This window comes from Mycoplasmopsis citelli, from assembly GCF_900660645.1.
Lineage (GTDB): Bacteria > Bacillota_I > Bacilli_A > Mycoplasmatales > Metamycoplasmataceae > Mycoplasmopsis > Mycoplasmopsis citelli.
In genome coordinates this window covers 1,206,796-1,231,111 of the sequence record NZ_LR215036.1, presented here as the reverse complement: position 1 = coordinate 1,231,111, position 24,316 = coordinate 1,206,796, and the positions used below count along the sequence as shown (strand labels likewise).

Here is a 24,316-nt window from a genome sequence, read left to right as displayed (position 1 = left end):
ACTTTATAAAATAAAAAATAATATTAACAAAGGATAACATATGCTAACAAAAAACAAATGAAATAAAGCAACTTTTGAGCTTTTAGAAGATTATTATGATTTTAATACTAATGAATTTTTAAATGTAATTAACAAAAATCTAAAAACCTTACCTACAGATAAACAAACAAAATATCTTAATGAACTTGAAGAAATTTTCAAAGAAAACAATTCCACAAATTCAAATTATTCTGAAGAAGAAAGAGTTAAAATATTATATTTAGCTACTGATATTTTAAAGCTAAATCCACCTTATGAGTTTATTAGAGGAGTTAATTTAGTTTTACAGGAACAATTCGGATATGATGAAGATGCTTACTTTATTTGCGAATATTTAGATCAATTAAATATTAATGCTGGTCGAAGATGATGAGAATATTTAAGTGAAGAACTAAAACAAGATGGAATAAAAAGTTCGCTTTTTAAATTTAATTTTGAAATAGGGGAATTTTCACAAGATGATTATTATATGTTTACAGGTAAGCGATTTGAATGAATTTCTTTAGAAAAATTAGCGTTAAAAGTCTTAAAATCACTTAAAAAAGTTTTATTATTTTTAAATAAACAAATTTGATGAAAACAATCTGATCAATTTGCTCAAAACTTAGATTTTTTAAAACAAAAATATGATTTTGATATTCACAAAAACATTAACGAAAAATTCTTCAAACAAGTAGCTAAGTTTTATACCACCACCCAAATGACATGAATTAAGTATTTAGAAGATATTATTAATTCAAAAATCATTAAAGATGAAAATCTTGGAAAATATATTACTGATATTTTAAACACTACTAAAAATTCCGAAGTTATTTTTGAATTAAATGGAGCTTTTAAAGATGAAAATTATTTTGAACAGTGTCTAAAAAAGGCGTCAAAAGAAAGTGATGAATTTGCTAATGGCACAACAATTTTAAATTTTTTAGATAAAAACCTTAAAGCTCAAGGAACACACTATTTAAAAGATAATGATATCTTTATATATTCTGTCATTGATAAAAAAACTTGGTATTGAATTGATGAAAATTCTTATCCGATTGCGGATATGACCCAGGACGAAAAGAATGAGCAAGTATTAATTTACTTTTCAAAAAAATATTCAAAATAAATTGTTTATTAAAAATAACCGGTAACAAATTGTGACCGGTTATTTTTTGAAATTATTAAATTGAAGAAGATTGATTAAATATTTAATAAAAACTCAAAGTAATATCATAAAAATATCTTATTTTTGGGTTTCCTGGGATTTTTGTTTAAATAAAAGTTTAAGTAATTGATGCTTTAACCTTTCTTCGTTAATTTCTTTAACTCGAATTGGGTTTTCACTAAATTGATAATATTGATCATCTTTCATTTTATCAATTAAATCTAAATATTTAGCATAGTAGCTTTGATAGCCAAGCTCTTTCAATTCTTCATCAGCTTGGGTTTTGATATGTTCTCCTAATTCAATAACATTCTTAGATAAATATTCTTGAGCAAAATTCTCTGAAAATTCGTGTGTTCAAATATCAAAAACTTCTTCAACATTTTCGACACTTGGATCTAGGAAAATAATATTTAAAGCTAGAATATAAATTTTTAAATCATTTAAATAATGATACTCATTCAAAATATTACAATCATATTTCCGATTAATAATGGTGCTTATTTGCTTGATATATTCTTCTTTTTGACATTTATTTGATATTTGCTCAACAACTTCATATAAGATATTTAAAAGCTCAATATGACCAAATTTAGCACCATATAATTTAGCGTCTTTTAAAAAATTTCAAGTTCCTTTGGAAATATTAAAAATAGAAATTGCTCTTTCTCAGTTTGTTAAAGACTTTTTAATCCCTGCTTTGTTTTGATACTTTTCTCACATATGATTAATAATTTCAAACGCAACTCCTGCGTGTCCTATGGAGATTATATCTCCATTAAAAGCAGGGTCATAACAAAAATATGGGCTTACAGTTGTTGGGAATAAAACTTTGGCTGTTTTAATTAAATAAGCATATGGACTTTTAATTCCTTTTTCTTTAAGAGAAATATCAATTTTTTTGATTAAATTCTCTTCCGAATCAATATAAAAAGTTGACATGTATTTTTGAGCAGATTTAGATTGACCAAAATCTAAATAAATAATATTAAATAAATCGCACAACTTCTCATAAGTGGGTTTAAAATTTAAAATCCTAAATGCGTTTAGAATTTTATTATCAGATAAATCTCCCTTGAGTAATTTATTTAATTTATAATCATAATCTTGGACTTGATTTGGCTGAAGTAAACTTCTTTGATAAAGAACTTTCTCTAAAAAGTCATTATCTAAATAATGTCATTTAATTAGATAATTTAAATATTCTTTATTGTAATTTGTCGTCATTTGTCTCCTTTAAATTAATTATTTTTGTTGCAATTGAAGTATAACGGAATATAAAAATAGCCCTAAAAAGTACAAAAAATCACTTAAAAAAGTGATTTTTTAAATAATAGCTATTAAGAAAAACATAATACCCAAAATTAAGGTTAATGTTGATAGTAAATTAAATCTTCTTTTTATATAAGAAGATTTAAAAATTTATTTCTTACTTTGTTTTTACGGTATAATAATCTTGCAGCTGACAAATGTGGTGAAGTGATTAGCACAGTGGGTAATTACTTATAATGTGCAGTTCGAACTTGTCATTTACCCCATTTAACAAAAAACGTCTTCTAGGGGCGTTTTTTCTTGCTAATGCTTATATAATGTTGCTACACAAAAAGCATTTTATAAAAAGAAGTAAAAAACTTCTTTAATATAGGAAGTTTTTAAATAGATATATTAATAAATAAAAAAGTTAGAAAAATTAAGAAAATTTTTCTAACAATATTCAACAAAATTCTTTTAATAAACTAAAAAATACTATATTTTTAAAGGAAAAAATATGTTTTATAAATAGCACTTAGAACTAGTCAAAAAATAATTAAATTTTAATAATGGAGAGATGTTAAAATATCTCTCCATTAAAATTATAACTGGTTTTTAAATATGTTTTCTTTAATTTATTTAAGTATAAATGAGGTAAAGATTATTTATTACTTTGGACAACTTTTATTACAAATTAAAAAATTATCGATTGTCATTAATTTCCTTAATTTTTAATAAAACATTGCGAATTCAAAAATCAAGATTCATTGTGTCTAATAATAAATCTTCCCGAATGTTCTGAGCATAATAAGCTAAATCTCGTATTTCTGAGTTGTTAATGTATTTTTTACCAAGAGTTCTGATTGCCTCAATTAAAATTATAAATTTCAATGAATGTGAACTGATGTATTTTTTTGGTCTGCGAATAAAAGTAATTTTTCAAACACGATAATAATATTCTTTTGAAAGTCCATTCGAAATATATTCAAAAACAGCAGGAACTTGTGTTGATACACCAGTGTAATTAAGTGTTGCATTTTTAGCAGGAGCAATAGTTCAACCATTTTTCTGGGCGATTTTTTGCGCAACTTCTTCGGGTCTTGGATAAGAATATCTTTTAAGGATATTGCTATAATAAGGTTTAACATATAGACCATTAATTAACCTTTCAATTTTACCTTCTTTATTTAACCGGTGTAAAATTAATTTAATATTATTTTTATCCCCTAGTTCTAAAAAATCGCTAGCAATATAAATCTTTCCAGGATTTTGAAACATAGTTTGTTCAATTTGTTGCTTTAATGTTTGCATCTGTACTCCTTTGTTTTTTACTATTAAAATTATAGTGCTATAGATTTAAAATTTTATTAAAAGGTTTCAATATCTATAATTTTCATTGATATTTTTATAATAAAAAGATACTTAAAATAACACAAATAAAGATCAAAATACTTATTTTTGTTGTTTTAAATGTTTAAGAAAAAATAGTGAATAACTAAATGACGAACGAAATGTAAATAAATATATCCTATGATAATTATAGGACTAAATAATTTTAAAAACATCTAATATATATTAAATCTCTCTAAAATAATGATTTTAAAAACTAAGACAACTTATATTTTGTCTTAGTTTTTAAATATAGTTTAAATGAATTTATATACTTAAAAATTAAATTTGAAAATAAGTATTTACACTTTTTGAGCAATAAAAGTTTTATTTGTAATTCTGTAGAAGATATTTGTTCTTTGATGTTTCTTTGATGTTTCTTTGATGTTTCTTTGATGTTTAATATTAATTTTCTAAAGAATGAATTAAATAAAAAGCAAGTTTCATCATTTCTTTGTAAAATTGTTTCAATTTTCTCAAGAGTATTTAATGAATCATCATATATTAAAATTTCATTGATAATATTTAATTCTTTTTCTAAATAAAAATTAGTTTCTAAAATGTTAATAAGAGTTTGAAATTTTTGAGTTTTATATTCAGTGAGTTTGGATTTTATTTGAGATAATTGATTTTTTAAAAAATATTTATTAAGTTTTTTAAAACATCTTCAAGTTTCTTCATATTTATTTCTCCTGAGGGTTAATTTTATGTTTCTAAAAAGAGAATAACGGGATAATGTGTAAGGAGAAAAAAGTACTAAAAATCGTATAAAAATCAAATTTTTAAATATTAACTAAAAAAGATAAAAAAACTAAGTCTAAGGAGATGCTAAGACTTAGTTTTTTATTAATGATCCGATTATAAAATCAAAAATCGTTATTTTTATGAAGAAATTTTTGATTAAAAAATGACATAAAATTAAGAAAAATCAAAAATTTATTAGGAGTTTAAATTTAATTTTTATTTTTGAAAATTAGTATTTTAATAATAAATACTTAATGGAGCAAAAATTATGTATTGCTCCATTAAGATTATAACGGGTTTTTGAAAATGCGATATATATCATTAAAAATATTTAAATACTTTCAGGAAGATCTTTGTATTCGTATTCTTTAGGATTTTTAAAAAACATTATAGTAGTTTCATATGAACTAATTTCAAGTTTAAATTGGTCCATATGTTTAGAACTTCTTTCTAAAAATAAGTCTTCATCATCTTTAAGTTCGAAAGTTTCTTTAGAAAAATTAGTTGTTTCGCTATAATCAAATCAAGTTAAATTAATTGCTTTTCATCTTCCATCAACATAAACTTCGTTTCAAGCGTGATATCCATCTGGAACAGGATTAGAAACATCTATTGCAACAGGTCCACCTAAAATTCGAACTGGAATGTTTAAAATTGTTAGTGCTGCAGCTAAATTCATCGAATATCCAACGCATTGAATTTCAGGATCATTAGTAAAAATTTGAGATGGATTATAAAATCCATATCCATTATAGTTAAATTTATGTTTTATAGGAGATAGATATAAAGAATTAGTAGCAATATAATAAGCTACTGCTTTGATTTTGGTTTTATCATCTCAAGTATTATTGATAATTTTAGGTAAAATTTCTTTTCAATGATTAAATCATTTTTTGTATTCGGGAATTGGGTTAATTCATTTTGCGTCAGTAAAAGTGCTTTTGCCTTGTTTAATTTCTTCTTCGGTTAGAGGGATTGTACGATCTACTATATAATTATTATCTTTTGTTCTTTTATGAACAGGTTTTATTAGTTCTGAATATATAGATTTATATAAACCATCAGAAAATAAGTTTGGCCGCTCTCATAATAAATTATTATAGATATTGAAAGTATTCAAAGAACCTATACCACGTTTGTCTTTTAGTGATAAAAAATTTTGATATTTATAAAATTTTTCGTAATCAAAATGTTTCAATTGGCTAGTATCATAAAATTCGTATTCCTTGTTTTCGACGTTAATTTTTTTAGGCTCAAAATTTAATGTATTTTTAAAATTATTAAATTTTAAATTTAATTTATTTATTTCGTCTATTGTTTGAATATTAGTATTTTCGTATTTTGTGTACAGTTCTTTAGAGTTTTGCTTTTTAACATCATTTATATTTACTTTTTCGGGATGTTGTGGGTTTGCGGTTCAAAGCTCATCATAAATATCTGGAGCAAAGTTAATTTGTCTTTTCATATAATCACTAATTATTTTATTATCTTTAAATTTTTCATCTATTTTTAAAGCTTGAATATTTTTATCTTCAATTTTGTGATTTGCTCTTCTTTATTTACAAAAATTCAATTTCATCTTTGATAGTATTTAAGTCAGTTTTTAATGTATTCGTCATTAATTTGAACTAATTGATAATTTCCACTATAGTATTTGCTAGGGTCTAGCGAGAACTTATTATTTTTATCTATTCCTCATTGAAAATTCACTAATTCATCATAATTATTTTGGTAGTAATATAAAAGTTTTTTTAATCTTTCTAAAGGTTGAAGATAGTAAGGATATTGTTCATATAACTTAATTTGCTCTTGTAATTTATAAATATAAAAATCTTTTAAGTAATATCATGTTGGTATTTTTTGTTATCAGATGTTCATGTATAAATATCATCTGATTTTATAGAAAATAAATTATTTCAATCCTGTATATCTTCTGAATAATCAAATAATTGAGGTTTATTTAAATATGTTTCTTTCCAAGTATTATAATTTTCAAAAATTTTGTTTCAATTTGTTCTGCGAATTTCAAAATAGTCATCAATATTTTTTGCTTGGTCAATTGAATTAATACTATCGCTGAAAAATGCTGAAAAATCTTTTGAAGTTGGAAGTTCTTTTGAATCTAAGACAATTTTTTGAAGTTTGCTTTTCAGTTTTGTCAAATATTCTTGATTTCAATCTGATAATCCTGGTTTTGATGATGCTTTTTTAGGTGGTTGAGGCGAGTTAGGTGTTTGTAATTTTTTATTATTAAAATTGTTTTTTGTTTCACTTGATTCTAATGGACTAGCATTCTTATTTGGTTTTGGATTTAAAGGTGTTTCTTTTTTTAATACATCATTTGAGTTTGACGAATCTTTTCTTGGTATTGTTGGAGATTGATTTTCGTTTTCTAATGGGTCCTTTTTAGATTTGATATTTATGATGTTTGTATAAGATTTTTGTGGAAATGAAGAAATGCTTGTTTCTTTTGGAAACGAAAGACTTGGAGTTAAAAAAACCAAAGCTGTAGTAGCTAATGTGATAGTTAAAAGTAATGTAAATTTCTTGGTTTTTGATTTGAAAAACTTCATATTATTTTAATTATAACGGTATTTATATCAAAAATATAAAAGAAATATCACAGATATTCTGTGATATTTAATTGTTTTTTTCTGAAGGTCAAGGGTTTGCGTCATCTCATCTTTTTTTGGTTTTGTTTCAAAATCTTGCATATTTGGGACTATGAATATTAGAATTAGGATAAAGCAATTCCAGTTCATCCATTGCTGGTTTTTGTTTTTCTGGTGGTAGTTTAGAAAGTTTTTCTTCTAAAATAGAATCATCTAAAAAAGTATTAGGATCAATAAGCGGGTTAAAAAGATTTGGAATATTATTTGTTTCTAAAGGAGTAAGAGTTTGAAGTTCTCAAGGTCTACCTTGAATTTTAGAAACATATTGTTGGTTTTTAACTACTACTTTAACATCAAGAATTTGAACACTATAATTAAAGTCAATTTGAGTATTTTCTCCTTGGGGGTTTGAGAAATTAATATCTTTGATACCCAAATAGTGTTTATATGTTAAGTGATTTTTAGAATCACTTGAAACTACAAAAAGCTCTCTCTTTGATTGATTTGAAGAGATTAAGAAAGAAATTACACCTTGATTTGGGTTATACTGAATTATTTGTTCTTTGATTTTATAATCTTGTTTACCATTTATAGTTGTAGAATCATTAAAATCAACATATTTAACTACTAGAGTGTTTTGAGTATTTGGAGATGTGATTAAAGAAGATTGATTTTCTGTTGGTGTTAAATCAAAAATACTTTTTGAATAATCGATATTTTCTTTTGAAACAAAAACGTCAATTTTATCAGTTAAAGACATATTTTGATTAGGGTGATTGATTTTATATTCTTGTTGGGCTTTAGAAATTCGACGCTTATATGATTCAGATAAAACAAATAAAGAATTGTTTAGTCTCTGGTAGGTTTTAGAATTAAGCAACTTACTGCTTAATTCCTTAACTTGATTAAGTTGGGTTTGTAGTTCAGAGTTTAGTTGGGTAATTTGATTTTCTTGTTGGATAGTTTCTTCGGTTTTAGCTGAAAGTCTTGATTTAACATCGTTTAATTGATTTCTAAGAGAAGAAACTTGTTGATTTGATTGATTTAATTGGTTATTTATATTTTCAATTTGCTTGTTTGAATTTTCTTTATTTTTATTAATCATTAAATCTTGAATATTTAATGATTCTTTATTTAGATTATTAATTCTTTCATCATATTGCTTTAATAATTTAATTTGATCATTTGGAGTATCGGCATTTGTTGGTAAAACAGTTGCTTGTGTTAAATTTTCTAAAACTTCAGTGTTTATTGAAAGTTTCTTAGCATTAGCAACAAGTGTTTTAGCTGAATTTAATTTAGCATTATAATCAGAAATTGCTTTGTTAAGATTTATTAATAAAGCACTTTTAAATTGCGAAGATTTTTCATTTAAAGAATTTAATTCTCTTTCAAATTGCTGTTTTGATGATTGTAATGTTGTGATGGTTTGAGTTTGTTTTTGAGCTTTAGCATCATAATCTTGTTGTAAGGTATTTCTGTAAAGATCATTAAGTCTTGTAGAAGATTCAATTAGAGCTTTAATGCTTGCTTGTTGTTCTTCTAAGGTAGCGTTTTCATCAAAAGTTATAATTGGTTTTGCTAATTCTTGGGTTAACTTATCACTATTAACACTTGAATCTAATTGACTAAGAAAGTTTTGTGCTTTGCTTTTAAGAGTATCATAGACTGTTTTAACAGCCTCATAAGAACTTTTGGCTTGAGTTTTGTTATTAGCCAGTTCAGAATTTAAAGAATTTAATTCTCTTTGGATTTGTTCTTTTGATGCTTGCAATGATGTGATTATTTGAGTTTGTTTTTGAGCTTGAGAATCGTAATCTTTTTGTAAAACATCACCATAAGCATTATTAAGCGATGTTGAAAAATCAATTAAGGCTTTAATGCTTGCTTGCATTTGGTCTAAAGTAGCGTTTTCATCAAAATTTGGAATGCTTTGAGCAAGTTGATTTTGTAAGGTTGTTAAATCCACTCCGCTTTGAGCTACTCCAAGTAAAGTAGTTGCTTTGGCTTTAAGATTATCATATACTTCTTTAACAGCATTGTAGGAGATTTTGGCTTGAGCTTTATTATTATCAATTTCATCATTTAAAGAGTTAAGTTGAGTTTGAGCTTTAGTTAACAATTCGTTAGTAGTTTCTAACGTTTTTTTGTTTTGAGCTAATTGAGCTTGAACTTCTTGTAAAGTGTTTTGAGTTGATGCTAATTCTTTTTGCTTACTATCAAGCTCAGTTTTAGTTATTTCAAGTTCACTTTGAGTTTTGTTTAAACTTGCTTTTGTTTGTTCATACTGAGCTTTTAAAACATCTAAAACATTGCTTTTGTACTCATCGATAACTGCTTGAGCTGAATCAAGTGCTTTTTTCACAACAGGAGAAAAGGTTTCGGTGTAATTATCAGCACTGTATTTGGTTTTGATGTCTCTAAGAGCGTCAATTTGAGTTTTAAGTCTATCAGCTAAAGTAATCGCCTCACTTACAGTTGAAGATCTAATAGTGGTTTCAATTCCGGTAAGGGATGAAATTTGACTATCAAGCATTGAACCTAAGTTGGTGATTAAATCCTTTTTAATTTCAGCAATAGTAGCTTCTAAAGAAGTTTTATCTTTAGTTAAAGCATCAACTTGAACTTGGAGATTTTCACTTTGAGTAGTTAAAGATTCAATTTGCTTTTGTTGAGCTAGAATTTGAAGAGTTTTAGCATTATTTTCTCCCATCAACAATGAAATAGTATCAAGACGAATTTGTTCAAAATTTCTAATTACTTCTTCAAAAGAGTTTTGGACAGTGTCCACATCATAACTAAAGACATTTGAATAATCACTATCTGCTTGAGCTTGTTTTAAAGATGAATTCATTTTATTAAGCAATTCTTCAAAGACTATTTTTTTAGTAGCTATAAGCTCTAAAGTTATTTGTATTTTGGCTTTAAGGTCATTAACTTTAGTAGTATTAAGGCTTTGCAGTTTTAAATTATCAAAATCATTTAAGGTAGTTTTAAATTCTTCTAATAATTGTAAGTAAAAACTTAAATTATCAGCAAGCTTTTCAGAAAGTAATTTGATTTTTTGGTCTCTTAGAGAAATTTGTTTTTCTAAAGAACTCACTTCACTTTGATGAATAGCTATTTGCTCATTCATTAAGTCAATGGCAGTAGATAATTGTGCTAAATAGATTTTCTGAGCTTTAGATAAATTATTAAAAGCTACTGTGGTCTTAGGTAAATCATCAAAATTATTTTCGTTGATATTATCAAGAAACTTTTGAGCTTTTAAAAGGGAATTTTTAATTGCATCTTTTGTTTCGTTTGTAAGATTTTTATTACTTTCTAAAGCCCGTTTTAAAGTTGTGGATAATAAATCTATTTTTGTTTTTAAATCATTTTTAAAATCCATAATTGGAGTTTTAAGGTCTTTATATCCAACGTTTTTAATAACTTCAACAACAGTTTTTCCGCTTTTTAATTCTTGTGAAAGAGCATTTAAGGATTCAGAAAAATCACTATTTGAAATTTTGGAATCTTGTAGGTCTTTAATCATTGTTTCTAAATTTTGTTGTTTTGCTTGTAAAGTAGTAATTTTAGTTTTGTCATTTTGATTTTGAGCTTTTAATGAATTGAGTTTAGCATTAAGTTGAGAAATTGTTTGTTTAAGTTTGGAAATTTTATTTTCATAATTTAGCGACGAGAATAAATATCCTATTCCTACTCCTGTAGCTAAAACACTAACTCCAAGTGAAGATGAAAGTAATATTTTTTTAGTTTTAGGTTTCATTTTATATTCCTTCCTGTTTATTTTTATGTTTATATTTGCATTTTAACGTGCAAAAAATAAAAAATAAAAAAGTACTAAAAAATCACATTAAAATGCGGTATTTTCAAAAATAAAATTATTTCTTTGATAATTACTTAAAAAATCTAAAAATTAAAATTTTAAAATTTTTTACTTAAATAAAAGTAAATATAATACTTAATTTTATGATTAGAAAAAATAATGTAAGTATTTAAAAGATTTTATTTAATATATGTTAAAATTGCATCTAATATATTTAAATTAAATATAAATAGTAAGTATAGTATATAAATTAAGAATAATATTTTATATTCTAGTAAGAATATAAATAATAAATATAATATTATTTTTTAATATCAGTATTTAATTAAATACAAATATAATACTAATCTTTAATATCATAAGAAGTTTTTTGATTTAAAATTAGCGTTATAATATTGCTATGAATGAAAATGCCCAGAGATTAATTAAAGAGCATTTGGAAAGTTTGTTTTTTGAACAAGAGCAAGCTTTTGCTCATTCCCAAGCCCGTAAAGATTTAGGATGAAACATTCGTCAAATTCGTTGTCGAAAAATTAAATCAAAACAAGGGGTATTTAATTTTAAAAGATATTTATTTATCGATAAGCAAAACCAATATCATTTTTATGATAATAATCCTATTTGAACTATTCCAAAACACAAAAATATTGACCTTTCAATTATTGAAAATGTTGTTGCCTTAAAAAAGGAAGGGATGTCTAATCGAGCTATTAAAGAAATTGCATATCAAAATATGATTTGTGCTAAGACAATTACTAATATTTTAAAATCCCAAACCCAACAACAAAAGATCAACTTCAAACAACCAACTGATAGCGGAAGAATTTTGTATTTGGAAGTAGATGATACGTTTTTAGATTTACGCAATAGTTCAAATACAATAAACAAAAATCGTGTTCGAGTAATAGTAGCTCATAAAGGTAAAAATTCAAATAATGAAATTGTTCACAAAACTGTTATTGTAGAATTGGCTTTAACTAAAAGTGGTAGCGGAATTGATGATGCTTATATTGAAACTATAAGAAGTAAAATTGAAGAAATATATGGGAATGATTTTGATCAAATTATTATTTATGGTGATGGCGCCTCTTTTATTAAGACACTTGCTAAAGCTTTAAACGCTAAGTACATTTTGGATTGATTTCACATTATTCATAAACTCTTTTCTCTTTGTGGTTTTGGAAAATATAAAACTGAAAACAAGAAAATTTTTCTAGATTATTTGCTTACTTATGAAGTAAGCTTATTTAAAACTATTAAGTTATTGCTCTTACAAGGAAAGTGAGAGTTGGCACTTCAAATTCTTGTATATGAATTTAAAAATAAATGAGACAAAATCTCTAAAATCAAAAAGAAACTTTTACAAGATTTCATAAAATATATTAAAAATAATAAAGACTTTATTAAGGACTTTGAACAAGAATATCATATCGGTTCACATACAGAGGCGTTTATATCACACCACATAAAAAAATATGGCAAGAAAAAGTTCGCAGTTTTTGGGGTTGATACTTTTAAAACAATTCTCCTTTTTAACACCAAAAGCAATGAAAATTTAATTTTTATTTAACTTTTTATACATTAAATTATTTTAAAAAAATCAATTTTGATATTCTTTTTAGAGAATTAAAAAAGGAACAATTTTAAAATTGTTCCATTTTGTGTTGTATAATTTAATTGCTTTAAGAGATGTATTTTAACTAATATACTCTTACCCACATGTTTTTCCCATCTATCTCAATTGATTTTATAGAAGATAGAAAATTTACGAATAATCAATATTTGTTTTTTATTTCGATAATAAGAAATGCAATTTATGAAAAATATTCCTGAAATAATAAGTCCCATTGAAGTAAGGTTAAAAAAGAAAAAATACTTCTACCTACTATTGAAGGTAAAATAGATTATAAATTTATAGATAATTTTATTAAAGAGCTGGAAGCTCAAAGAATCGCTGAGCTGGAAGCTTATTTAACTGCTACAGGTCTTAAAGATTTTAACTTAACTAAGGAAGAAGACTTAGCGATAAGAAGACTATTAAATGATAAATCATTAAGTTTAAATTGGGAAAAATATAAAATTAAAGATTTATTCGAAGGATTTAACGGAAATTTTGATATTCAAAAGAAACACATAAATAATAAAGGAATATTTGTTGTTTCTTCCGGCCTTACAAATAATGGAATAATTGGTAAAACTGATGTAAACGCAAAAGTATTTAATAAAAATACAATAACAATTGATATGTTTGGTAATGCTTTTTACAGAAATTTTGATTATAAAATGGTGACTCATGCAAGAGTTTTCTCTATGAAAACGTTATTTTATATGTCTATAAAAACAGGACTATTTTTATCTAGCTCATTAAAATTCTTAAAAGAAAAATTCAATTACGATTATATGTGTACTTGGGAAAAAGCTTCAAATGAAGAAATTATTTTACCCACAAAAAATGAAAAAATTGATTTTGAATTTATGGAAACTTTAATTTCAGCAGTGCAAAAATTAGTTATTAAAGATGTTGTTCAATGAGCTGATCAAAAAATTGAATTAACAAAACAAATAGTTCAACAATAGATAGCAGAAGAAATTTAGTAAAAATTCAGTTGTCGACTAAATGTAGACAACTGAATTTTATTTAATTAAATTAATAACAAAAAAATCTAAATTTCTAGTTTTTACATAAATTTTTATTGATATATTCAAACTTCAATAATAAAGAATAAATTATAATTTATTTAATGAAAACAACCGCTTTTATCAATGGGAAAGTATATCTTTCAAATGAACAATTTGCACAAGCTTTTCTTTTAAAAAAAGATAACTTTTTAAAAGTTGGATCAAATAAGGAAATCCTAAGTCAAAAACCAAGCAATATCATCAATTTAGAAGGAAAAGTTGTTATCCCTGGTTTTATTGATAGCCATGTTCATTTCTTTTATTCTGCTAAATATATGCATTATTTAAATATTAGTTCTGCAAAAAGTTTTGCTGATATAGCAAATTTAATTAAACAATATCAAAGCAAGCATAACATTAAACAAAACAGTGTTTTAATTGGCTATGGTTTAAGTGAATTAAACTTAAAAGAATCTAAATTACCCACAAGAGAAGATCTTGACCATATGCTTGAAAAAGTGGCTTTATTTTTATGAAGAAATGATTATCACTCAGGAGTTTATAACACTAAGGCTTTAAAAAGACTTAAAGCTTTTAAGAAAAATATTATCGATCCTGGTTCAATTATTGAATTAGATGAACAAGGATGACCTACTGGTTTTGTTAGAGAAATGATAACTTGAAGAGTTGATAGTCTCATGTCTAATTCACATATTAAAAGAGAAGCTAATTATCTTAAGGATTATGTCAAATATGCAAATTCATTAGGCTTAACTGGGATTTATACTTGTGATTTAAGAAATTCAACCTGAGAACAAAGTCTTGAGCAAATTCAACTACTTAAAGATGAATTATCTTTAGAAGTTTATCACCAACTATGATTAACCGAACCAAAATGATTAGAAGATTTTATTAACAAAAAAGAAACAATTACATTACCTGATAATCACAAATTAGGGGCAATTAAAGTTTTTGCTGATGGCACTGTTTATTCAAAAACAGCAGCTTTTGATGAAGAACTTGCTCAAAAATTTCAACAAAAAGCTTTAAAACCTTATACTGAAAATAGTGATTTTGATAAATATGTCGCAAGGATTAATAAATTAGGTTTAGCAATAACTACGCATGCAATTGGTAATTATGCTATTGCCTCATTAATAAAAAAATATCAAAAAGTCAGCAAAACAAATAAAGCAAGAAATGCAATTATTCATGCTTCATATTTAGATGATAATTTACTTACACAATTATCTCAAAGTAATATCCCCGTTGCTTTTGAAATGTGTTCTATTAACTATAAGTTTTCCGATCAACTCCATGAAAGCTTTTTACCTTTTCAATCCGCTCTTAAAAAACAAGTTCATGTCGGAATGTCAACAGACCATTTAGTATTTCCTTTAAATCCGTTAAATAATATTTATGCAGCACTTAATCATCCAAACAAAGAGCAAAGAGTCACTATTTATGATGCAATAGATGCATATACAAAGGGATCTGCTTATTTTATGAATGCAGAAAAAATAATGGGGCAAATTCAAAAAGATTACCTTGCTAATTTTATTCTTTATGAAGAAGATATATTTAATTTAAATAATTTCGAACAATTAAAAACAATAAAACCATTTCAAACATGATTTCGAGGCAAAGTTGTTTGATCTAAGAAAAAAGAAGATAAATAAAAATAGCAGAGAATTAATTTCTCTGCTATTTTATATCTTTTTATTTAATTAATATTTTAGATTCGTGAGCTTCTAAAACATTAGCTTTTTGATCTTGCATAATTAAAGAACTAAATAAAGTTGTGTGTTGAATATATTCTTCCAATGTATATGTATTATTGCTAAAGTTGTGCATAATAGTAATTTCACTATTGTTATCCACAACTTTATATATAAGCAATCCATCATCATAATTAACCTTAACAAATGATAATTTTTGATTAATTTCTTCAGCAGAAATTAAATTAAAATGAGGGTATTGTAATTTAAATTTGTTTAAATTACTTACAAAATCATAAATATGCTCTTTAACACCATTAATATTTAAGTTATTTCATTTTATTCCATTAACATAATCAGTAGTTTTGTATGAATTTTCATGCACAGAATTTTTATCAGCATTTAAATTCAGATAGTCTTTAATATTCATTTTTTCACATTTATTTGCATCAGCTCCGGATATATCACAAGGTTTACTTTGAAGCAATTCAGTTCCTGCAAGAAGTAGTTTTCTTCCTGGAGTTGTGTAAAGCATAATGAGTGATTTTCGATACATTTGTAAAAGTTCTTTCAAACTTTTATTTTTTGCATGCACTGCAATTTTATCTCACAATGTTAACCCATCATGGCAAGCTACATACCCTAAATTTGTGTTTGTATCATTATTAAAAAGATCATAAAAATGTTCTGAGTGTGGAATATCTTTTCAATGATATTCCTTAATATTTCCTACTACTGAAGAGATATATTTATCAAATTGATCTTTGCTTTTTTCAAAGACTAAGCCCTTGATACTTTTATCATTTTCATAACAAGTAATGGCATTACGCATAGTATCATTAAAATACCCAAATTCAAAATTATTTGTTTTATATCCTTTAATGTAAGTGCTATTAAACTCTAAATCTGAATAAGGTCATGCCTCACCATGTAAAATGATGTTTGGCTTGATTTTCCGAAGTTCTTCGGAAATTTCTTCGTGAGTTTTTTTATCAAAAAAACACGATAAATCAAATCTAAATCCATCAATGTCAAAATACTCAACAAAATATTTTAAAACATCAATAATAAGCTTACGAGTCATTGCTCTTTGAGTTGCAAGTGGAGGTTGGTCAACTGGTTTGACTTTTGCGTTTTCTCTAAAATAATATCCAGGCAAAATGTTATTTAAAATATCATTATTAAATAAGTGATTAAAGACTACATCTAAAATAATTCCAATTCCTTTTTGGTGTGCTTGGTTTACAAAATGTGCAAATTCATCAATTCTCACTTTAGGATTTAAAGGATCTGAACTAAAAATTCCATTAATTGAAAAATAATTATGCGGATCATATCCTCAGTTATAATTGGTGCTAAATCCGCTTCCTTCTCCTTGGTTTATAATGCTTTGATTAAATTCATTAACTGTATAAGTACTTTGAATAGGAAGAAGTTGTAAGTGAGTAAAGTTTAATTGATTTAAATGATCAAAAATCCCCACTTCTAAAGCTGCATTAAAAGTACCTTTGGTATTTTGTAAAGCATTTGGATATAAGCTAGTATAGTCTCGAATTTGAAGCTCGTAAATAATTGCTTCATTAACCGAATTAATTTTCGCTTTTAAAGGAGATGGTTTTTTAATTTCATCTTGTCAGTTGAAAATAAAACCTTTACCCACTTTTTCATGAAAATGGTTAAATGGAGCCATTGATTTTGCGTATGGATCTAAGGCAATTGTGACATGATTATTTTTATGGGTAATTTGAAATTGATAATAAAAATGTTGGTATTTTTTATTTAATAAAATTTTTCAAATTGGACCTTCTTTAATCATTTGTAAAGTTTGATAATCACTTGCTTGATAATTCGAAAAAAGCAAAATTTCCACATTTTTAGCTAGTGGTTGCCATAATTTAATTTGAATATAATCTTGGAAATAGACAACTCCTAAATCATCTTCTAAATAAGCAAATTCCTTGTCAAAAGCTTGTATTTGGCTTTCTGATAATTTTTTAAAATTCATAGTAATTAAATTGTACTTATTTGTTGGTATTTATAAGCTTAATTCTTGAATATACAAGTCAAAAGGTTTTTAAAAAGATAACTTTTGTGATTAATAAGTAAATAATTTGACTTATCAAGAATTTATGAATTTTTTGGAGTTGTTTTTTTATAATTTACATACCTTTAATTTATATTAAATTAAAAATAACTCAAAAAAGGATTAAACATGAAAACAATTAAGTTAGCTGATCGCATTATTTATCAAATTTTTCCTAGATCATTTATGGATTACAATAATGATGGAGATGGCGATTTAAAAGGAATTACTTCAAAACTAGACTATTTGCAAGATTTAGGGATTAATGCAATTTGACTTTGTCCAATTTATAGCACTAATTTTGTTGATGCAGGGTATGATGTGCTAAATTACAAAGATGTATGAAAACAATTTGGAACTTTAGAAGATTTTAAAGAACTTGCTACTGAAGCTCAAAAGAGAGGAATTGACATTATTATGGATATTGTTTTAAATCACGTTTCCAACGAACATGAGTGATTTAAAAAAGCTATTTCTTCAACAAAAAATGTTGAACACAATTACTTTATTTGGCGAGATGAACTATCTGAAGAAGAAAAACAAGCTCAATCAATTTTTGGTGGAAGTGCTTGAGAATATGTCCCTGGAATTAATAAATATTACTTTCACTTATTTGCTAAAGAACAAGTTGATTTAAACTGAGAGCATCCTGACACTCTAAAAGCCATGGTTGAAGTAATTAACTTTTGATATGATTTAGGGGTTAGAGGATTTCGACTTGATGCTATAAAACATGTTTCAAAAAAATTCAACGAATTTAAACATAACCCCAATTTTGCTTGATGTAAGGGAGCAGTTGAATATTTAAAGGAATTTAATAAGCTTGCTTTTACTGATAAACCTGATGCTTTTACTTTAGGTGAAGCTAGCGGAATTACTCATGATGAACTTATTGAATACGGAATTACTAACAAAGTGTCTGATAATTACTATAATTTTGCGTGGTGATGAATTGGTTGAGGAAAACAAACCGGTAGAAATGGATATGATTCACTTTGAGATTACAAAGAATTTGCTTATCAACAAAGAGCTTTCCAAGTTGATGAAAAGATAGCTCCACAAATGATTACCAACTTTTCATCAAATCACGATACTTCTCGGAGCATTTCACGTTGAGGTTCCGAAACCATTTTTCGGAACCAAAGTGCCAAAACCCATGCAATGATGCTTTTTGCTTTAAAAGGAGTTCCTTGCATTTACTACGGAGAAGAAATTGGACTTTTAAATACTCATTTTGATAATAGGAATGAATTTAAAGATGTAGATACTCACAACTCATTTGCAAATATGGTTGATCGAGACCAAATATATAGCGAAGAAGAAATGTTACTTTATTCAAATATTAATTCTCGCGATGCTGGGAGAGTGATCATGCAATGAGATGCTTCGATAAATTCAGGATTTAATGTTGGTGCTAAACCTTGAATTAAAAATGGTAGATTTACTAGTGAAATTAATGTTGCTAAAGAGCAAAGCAGTCCAAATAGTATTTTAAATTTCTATAAAGAAATTATTAGTTTAAGAAAAGAAAAATATCATCAATTGTTAGTATATGGAAAATCAGATATTGAAGTTTTAAATAGTGGAGTTATCAAAATAACTCGAGAAAGCGAAACTGAAAAACTTATTGCATATATTAATTTAACTGAAAAAGAATTAGAATTTAACCAAAATATTAGCGAACTTATTTTATCTTCATGATCAGATAAAAAAATCCCAACCAAATTACTTAGACCATATGAATCAGTCTTAGTCAAAGAATAATAAATTTTTAAAGAGAGAGAAAAACCATGGAATTTTTAAAATATGATTTAGAGAAAAAAACGGTTTCACAAATTAAATTCAACAAAACTAAAACTGCAAAAACCGAGAGTATTTTTGCATTAGGGAATGGATATTTAGGACTTCGAAGTGCTGATGAAGAACCAGCAATTTACAATAAAGAAGACTTTTTTGTTAATGGCATTTTTAACAAATCTTCTGAAGAAGATGTATCTGAATTAGCTAATTTAGCCGATTTAATGACCACTCCAATTTTAATTAATGGAAAACAAATTCAATTAAGCGAAAAAGATTTTTATTTAAAAACTCTTTTTATTAAAGAAGGAGTTTTAACTCGTCAAATCATTATCGAAAGAGAAGAAGGAAAATTTGAACTTAATTTTGAGCGTTTTGTATCACAAGACCAAAAAAATGTGTACGCACAAAAAATAAGTTTTAAAGTTTTAAAGCTTGCTGAAAATCATTCACAAATTAAACTTAGCGTTATTCCTGGTATTAATGCTCAAGTAACTAATACTGGATCGCAACACTTTGCCGAAGGATTAAAAAGCCGTCCTACTACTGAATCGTTGCAAATGAAGCAATGAACTACTTTTTCAAAGCGTTTAGTAGTACATAATTTAGTTACTCAAGCTAAATTGAATAATCAAAAAATTGTTGGCGGTAATGATGATTATTTAATTACAATTAGTCGAAGAAAAGTAGCTTTTAAGATTAATTTAACCTTAAAAGAAAATGATGAATTTGAACTTGTAAAACTTATGTCAGTGCATACAAGTGTTGATTCAGAAATGGAAATTTTAAATGATGAACTTGTTATTAAAGATGCAAATAAAAAGCATCAAGAGCTTTTAAATTCTAATTATGAAACTTTAAAAGAGCAATCAATTAAAGTGATGCACCAAAAGACTTGAAATCAGTTTTTTGTAGAAATTAACGGGAAAAATGAGCAAGCTAAATACGATACTTTAGCATTAGAATTTGGAATTTTTCACCTAAATTCATTTGTTCCTGAAGATTCAATTTACAAAAATGTTGGAGCTAAAGGACTTAGTGGGGAAGGATATCAAGGACACACTTATTGAGACACTGAATTTTTCATTAATCCCAATTACTTATTTACTAACCCAAAAGTAGTTCGTAATTTACTTACATACAGATATTTAGGTCTTCAAGGAGCCCGTAATAAAGCCAAAGAAATTAAAGAAAGGCCTCAAGAAAGTAATCTTGAAGGAGCTCAATTTCCGTGAGAAATGGCTTGACCTACTGATGGAGAAGTATGTCCATATTGAGGTCAAGCAGATATTGAAACTGGAGAACAAGTTCCAATTGCATCGCGTAGACAGGAAATTCACGTTTCTGCTGATGTAGCCTATGCAATTAATCAATATTATCAAGTCACCGGTGATATTGAATTTATGCAATCAATGGGTTATGAAATGATTATTGACACAGCATATTTTTACACAAACAGAGCTGAAAAACAAGCAAATGGGCAATATTATATCAATGATGTTATGGGTCCAAATGAATATAAAGGGAACATTGATAATAGTGCTTATATTAATAAACTTGCACAAATTAATATTGAGTTAGCACTAAAAGTTATTAATGATTTATCTGCAACTTCTGAAGGTAAAACACTTCTGCAACAAATTTATCAAAACATTCCGTATCCAATTAATGTGGATAAAATGAAAGATGTTTATGCAAATTTAAAACAGCAACTTCCTAATGAAAATTTAATTATTGCTGAAAATGATTCGTTTTTATCATTGCCTAAAAATGATGTTTCTGCATTTCAAATGCTTGGAGATGCTGGTAAGAAGCTTTTTAATACCAAAGAAGGACACAAACTCCTTGCTTCACAACTTGTAAAGCAAGCTGATGTAGTGCTTCTTACATCTTTAATGCCACATTTATACGACAAAAAAGTTCGAGAAGCTAATTTTAACTATTATGAACCAATTACCACTCACGATTCTTCGCTTTCAGCTGCAACTTATGCAATTGAAGCTGCCCGTTTAGGCAAAATTGATAAAGCTTATGAGTTGTTTAAATATGCAATTAATATTGACTTAGGAACTAATATGGATTCTTCAAATCAAGGAATTCATGCTGGAAGTTTAGCGGCAATTTGGCAAATGATTGTCTTTGGATTTGGAGGACTTGATTGACACAATGATTCTCTAAGCATTCATCCAAATTTACCAAATGCCTGAGATTCATTAAAATATACCTTTAGTTATGCAGACGGAGAATTTATGGTTCTTGTTGTAAAAGATAGCTTTGAAATTGATTGTTTAAAAGCTTCTTCAAAACCGCTGATAATTAATAATAAAGAAATCTTTTTAACTCCAAATACTAAAGAAACTTTTAAAATTCAAGGATAAAATATATGAATAAAGAAATTAAAGGTTTTGTATTTGATTTAGATGGTGTTTTAACTGACACGGCACATTTACATTATTTAGCTTGAAAAAATGAACTAGCTAAATACAATATTGAATATTCTCAAGAGGAAAATGAACCCTTAAAGGGTCTTCCGCGAAAAGAAACCTTAGTAGCTATTTTAAAATTAAAAAATTTGCTTTCACAGTTTTCAGAGCAAAAAATTGAGCAAATGTGTTTTAATAAAAATGAAGAATATAAACAAATGCTTCAAACATCTTTAAATCCAAGTGCAATTTTACCAGGGATAGAAAATTTTTTAAAAGAACTAAAAAATAAAAAATATAAGCTTGCAGTAGCATCTTCTTCACATAATGCACCCCTAATTTTAGAAAAAATTCAACTAATTAATTACTTTGATTTTATTGTTGACCCTGCAAATGTTAAAAATGGTAAACCGGCTCCTGATATTTATTTACTGGCTGCCCAGGGAATGAATTTAGTCCCACAAGAATGTGTTGGAATTGAAGATGCCCCTTCAGGAGTTAAATCAATTATTGAAGCAAATATGCGTTCAATAGCAATTATTCCGCAAGGACAAGAGCATTTATTTGACCACAGTGATCTTGTAATTCATTCAACTGAAGAATTAATTTTAAATGATATTTTAACAAAAATATAAGCATTACTCTCGATTATTCGAGAGTTTTTAATATTTCAATTTATTTTTTTGTTTTTATATATTTATATGTGTTATAAAATTTAGGTTATGAAAAAATCTAAAAAACTAAAATTTTTATCTACTATCTTTGCTTTTTCAGCTGCAACAGTTGCTTTAGCAACAAGCTGTCAAGATAATAAACCAACAATTCTTAACTACCCTACAGACAAAGCGGCTTCAGATAATAAAATTGTTTTTGCTTCAGGCCAAACTCGTTTTCATCCACTAATGATTGCTTTAAAAGAACTAATTCCTCTTTATAATGAATCAATGAAAAATAATCCTGATTTTCTAAAAGTAGAATTATGAGATCAAGAAAAAACAGGTGCTAAAAGCGAATTGGAATTAACTAATAAAAACGAAGACTATATAAAATTAAATTCTGATAAATTAGCTAATCTAATATTAGGAAATCAAACAACTGCTTATGTAATTAATAAATATGGCAAACTTTTAGATATTACTTCAATTTTACCTACTAGTGATTTTCCTCAAAAAATCCTTAAAGCACACACTCAGTTAGTTGGAGAAAATTTATCAAAGACTAAAATCTACAATATACCTTTTGATGTTTCGGATACAAACGGATTTAGTGTAAATATAGATTTATTAAATAAAGCATTAGAATTAGCCCAACAAGCTGGTGCAACAGTCGATAAAACAGGTAAATTTTTTGAACATTTAGATGCACAAAAAAATAAAGGAAATACTATTCCAGAAAATTCTGCAATTAATTTTTTAAAAGCTAAACCAGATAGCTTAAAAGGTTATACAATTAATGAAAAAACATTTAAAGGTTTAAATAGTTTATTTGAATTTGCTAGAAAATTAAAATCAGCATTAGAAGTTGATAAAGAAAAGGTAGCAAAATACGGTAAAAGCATCAGTAATTTACAAGTATTTTCTATTGATTATCAGCAAGATGAATTCTTTAAATCTATTAACAACCAATTAAAAGGTAAAAAGTTATGAGAATTAGAACCAACTAATGGTCAATATGACTTTTCAAAAATTAAATACAATATCAAAGATAATCAAGAAATGCAAACTGTTTTTAAAAACACTTTTGACCAATTTGTAAAAGATAATCAATCAGATGTTGTACAAGAAGTTAATGCTGTAAGTGGTAAAGCAAATCCAACATTATTTAGAGATGTAAAATATGAGAATAACATTAGCGAAGCAGGCGAATGAGCTTCTTGACATATGAGACAATATCAAACTATTTTTGCTGTTGTTGCATCTGTGGGGTTAGAACAATCGGTTAACTCAAAAACATCTCGTAGTTTTTTTAAAGGTCAAGATCCTAAATCTTGAGCAACAAGAGATGATGTTTTCTTACAAGAACAAGTTACAAAAAATAATGCTGATGATACCTTTTCAACATACATTGAAGGGGGTTCAAGTTTAATTCCTGTTTCAGTAGATAATAATGGCAAAGAAGATAAAGCAACTTTATTATTTTTAAACTGATTATACAAACAAAAAGTTAACTATAATGGAGAAGAAATAGCTGTAAGAGATTTAATGACAAGAAAATCAGCTTACTTTATTCCGTTAAAAGATGTTGTTAATCGTGGTGTTGATTATTACAACAACTCAGAAAAACAAATCAATGATAAAATTACCGAAAATAAGGCAAAAATTAGTCAAAACGATGCTGATAAAGCAAAATTAGAACAAGAAACTGAAGTTTTAGAATCTGATTCTAATTACACTCATTCTGGTGCTTTATCATTTAAATCATTGGATGATTTTTTAAAAGATTCTAATGAAGATTTATTAAACCTACCTAAAAATGAAAAAACCAGCAAGATTAGTAAAAAAATCGAAGACTTATTACTTAGTTCAACTTTAGATAAAAGCCCAACTAAGGTAACCGGAGAAAAAGCTTTAGAAGAAGTATTAAAAATTATTAATGATCAAAGTTAAAAAACAAAAATTAATATAAAAAATGTACCTTTAAAAAGTTATTGTCTAAATAACTAAAA

At 26.1% G+C, this 24,316-nt stretch carries 16 protein-coding genes; 8 read left to right on the top strand and 8 right to left on the bottom strand.

All coding sequences use genetic code 4. The annotated features are described in order from the left end of the window. The first annotated feature begins 40 nt into the window (after positions 1–40). A complete protein-coding gene (locus tag EXC58_RS04555) occupies positions 41–1,147 on the top strand; it encodes a hypothetical protein (protein ID WP_129725905.1) in 1,107 nt (368 codons plus the stop codon). A 117-nt stretch (positions 1,148–1,264) separates the two neighbouring features. On the opposite strand, the gene EXC58_RS04550 is transcribed toward EXC58_RS04555, so the two are convergent. The 7 genes from EXC58_RS04550 to EXC58_RS04520 form a co-directional block, all read right to left on the bottom strand. Then, positions 1,265–2,413, bottom strand: a complete 1,149-nt coding sequence (locus EXC58_RS04550; protein WP_129725904.1) for a hypothetical protein — start codon at positions 2,411–2,413, stop codon at positions 1,265–1,267. 726 nt (positions 2,414–3,139) lie between these two features. Further along, positions 3,140–3,748, bottom strand: coding sequence for a DUF6088 family protein (locus EXC58_RS04545; protein ID WP_129725903.1), 609 nt, complete (start codon positions 3,746–3,748; stop codon positions 3,140–3,142). A 295-nt stretch (positions 3,749–4,043) separates the two neighbouring features. Continuing rightward, positions 4,044–4,604 (bottom strand): hypothetical protein, encoded by a 561-nt coding sequence (locus EXC58_RS04540; protein ID WP_129725902.1) that lies wholly within the window; start codon positions 4,602–4,604, stop codon positions 4,044–4,046. Between the two features lie 297 nt (positions 4,605–4,901). Further along, positions 4,902–6,035 carry a transglutaminase-like domain-containing protein gene (locus EXC58_RS04535; protein ID WP_129725901.1) on the bottom strand — a complete coding sequence of 378 codons (1,134 nt, stop codon included), beginning with the start codon at positions 6,033–6,035 and terminating at the stop codon, positions 4,902–4,904. Between the two features lie 44 nt (positions 6,036–6,079). Further along, entirely contained in the window at positions 6,080–6,280 is a 201-nt protein-coding gene (locus EXC58_RS04530; protein ID WP_129725899.1) for a hypothetical protein, read from the bottom strand. A 125-nt stretch (positions 6,281–6,405) separates the two neighbouring features. Continuing rightward, entirely contained in the window at positions 6,406–7,143 is a 738-nt protein-coding gene (locus tag EXC58_RS04525) for a hypothetical protein (RefSeq protein WP_129725897.1), read from the bottom strand. A gap of 67 nt (positions 7,144–7,210) precedes the next feature. Continuing rightward, complete coding sequence (locus tag EXC58_RS04520; protein WP_129725895.1) at positions 7,211–10,951, bottom strand: coiled-coil domain-containing protein; 3,741 nt, start codon at positions 10,949–10,951, stop codon at positions 7,211–7,213. A gap of 460 nt (positions 10,952–11,411) precedes the next feature. On the opposite strand from EXC58_RS04520, the gene EXC58_RS04515 reads away from it, so the two are divergent. The 3 genes from EXC58_RS04515 to EXC58_RS04505 all read left to right on the top strand — a co-directional run bounded on the left by EXC58_RS04515 (position 11,412) and on the right by EXC58_RS04505 (position 15,309). Beyond that, positions 11,412–12,581, top strand: a complete 1,170-nt coding sequence (locus EXC58_RS04515; RefSeq protein ID WP_129725893.1) for an Mbov_0401 family ICE element transposase-like protein — start codon at positions 11,412–11,414, stop codon at positions 12,579–12,581. 149 nt (positions 12,582–12,730) lie between these two features. Beyond that, entirely contained in the window at positions 12,731–13,588 is an 858-nt protein-coding gene (locus EXC58_RS04510; protein WP_129725891.1) for a restriction endonuclease subunit S, read from the top strand. Positions 13,589–13,752: 164 nt separating this feature from the next. Further along, positions 13,753–15,309 carry an amidohydrolase gene (locus EXC58_RS04505; protein WP_129725889.1) on the top strand — a complete coding sequence of 519 codons (1,557 nt, stop codon included), beginning with the start codon at positions 13,753–13,755 and terminating at the stop codon, positions 15,307–15,309. Positions 15,310–15,349: 40 nt separating this feature from the next. Here EXC58_RS04505 and EXC58_RS04500 read toward each other — a convergent pair whose 3' ends face one another. Then, positions 15,350–17,353 (bottom strand): alpha-amylase family glycosyl hydrolase, encoded by a 2,004-nt coding sequence (locus EXC58_RS04500; protein ID WP_129725887.1) that lies wholly within the window; start codon positions 17,351–17,353, stop codon positions 15,350–15,352. Between the two features lie 207 nt (positions 17,354–17,560). On the opposite strand from EXC58_RS04500, the gene EXC58_RS04495 reads away from it, so the two are divergent. From EXC58_RS04495 to EXC58_RS04480, 4 genes are all read left to right on the top strand, one after another. Continuing rightward, positions 17,561–19,195 (top strand): alpha-amylase family glycosyl hydrolase, encoded by a 1,635-nt coding sequence (locus EXC58_RS04495; protein ID WP_129725885.1) that lies wholly within the window; start codon positions 17,561–17,563, stop codon positions 19,193–19,195. Between the two features lie 26 nt (positions 19,196–19,221). Then, positions 19,222–21,606, top strand: coding sequence for a glycosyl hydrolase family 65 protein (locus EXC58_RS04490; RefSeq protein WP_129725883.1), 2,385 nt, complete (start codon positions 19,222–19,224; stop codon positions 21,604–21,606). Between the two features lie 5 nt (positions 21,607–21,611). Beyond that, complete coding sequence (gene pgmB / locus EXC58_RS04485) at positions 21,612–22,286, top strand: beta-phosphoglucomutase (protein ID WP_129725881.1); 675 nt, start codon at positions 21,612–21,614, stop codon at positions 22,284–22,286. Between the two features lie 87 nt (positions 22,287–22,373). Further along, positions 22,374–24,257 carry a P68 family surface lipoprotein gene (locus EXC58_RS04480; RefSeq protein ID WP_129725879.1) on the top strand — a complete coding sequence of 628 codons (1,884 nt, stop codon included), beginning with the start codon at positions 22,374–22,376 and terminating at the stop codon, positions 24,255–24,257. Positions 24,258–24,316 lie beyond the last annotated feature (59 nt).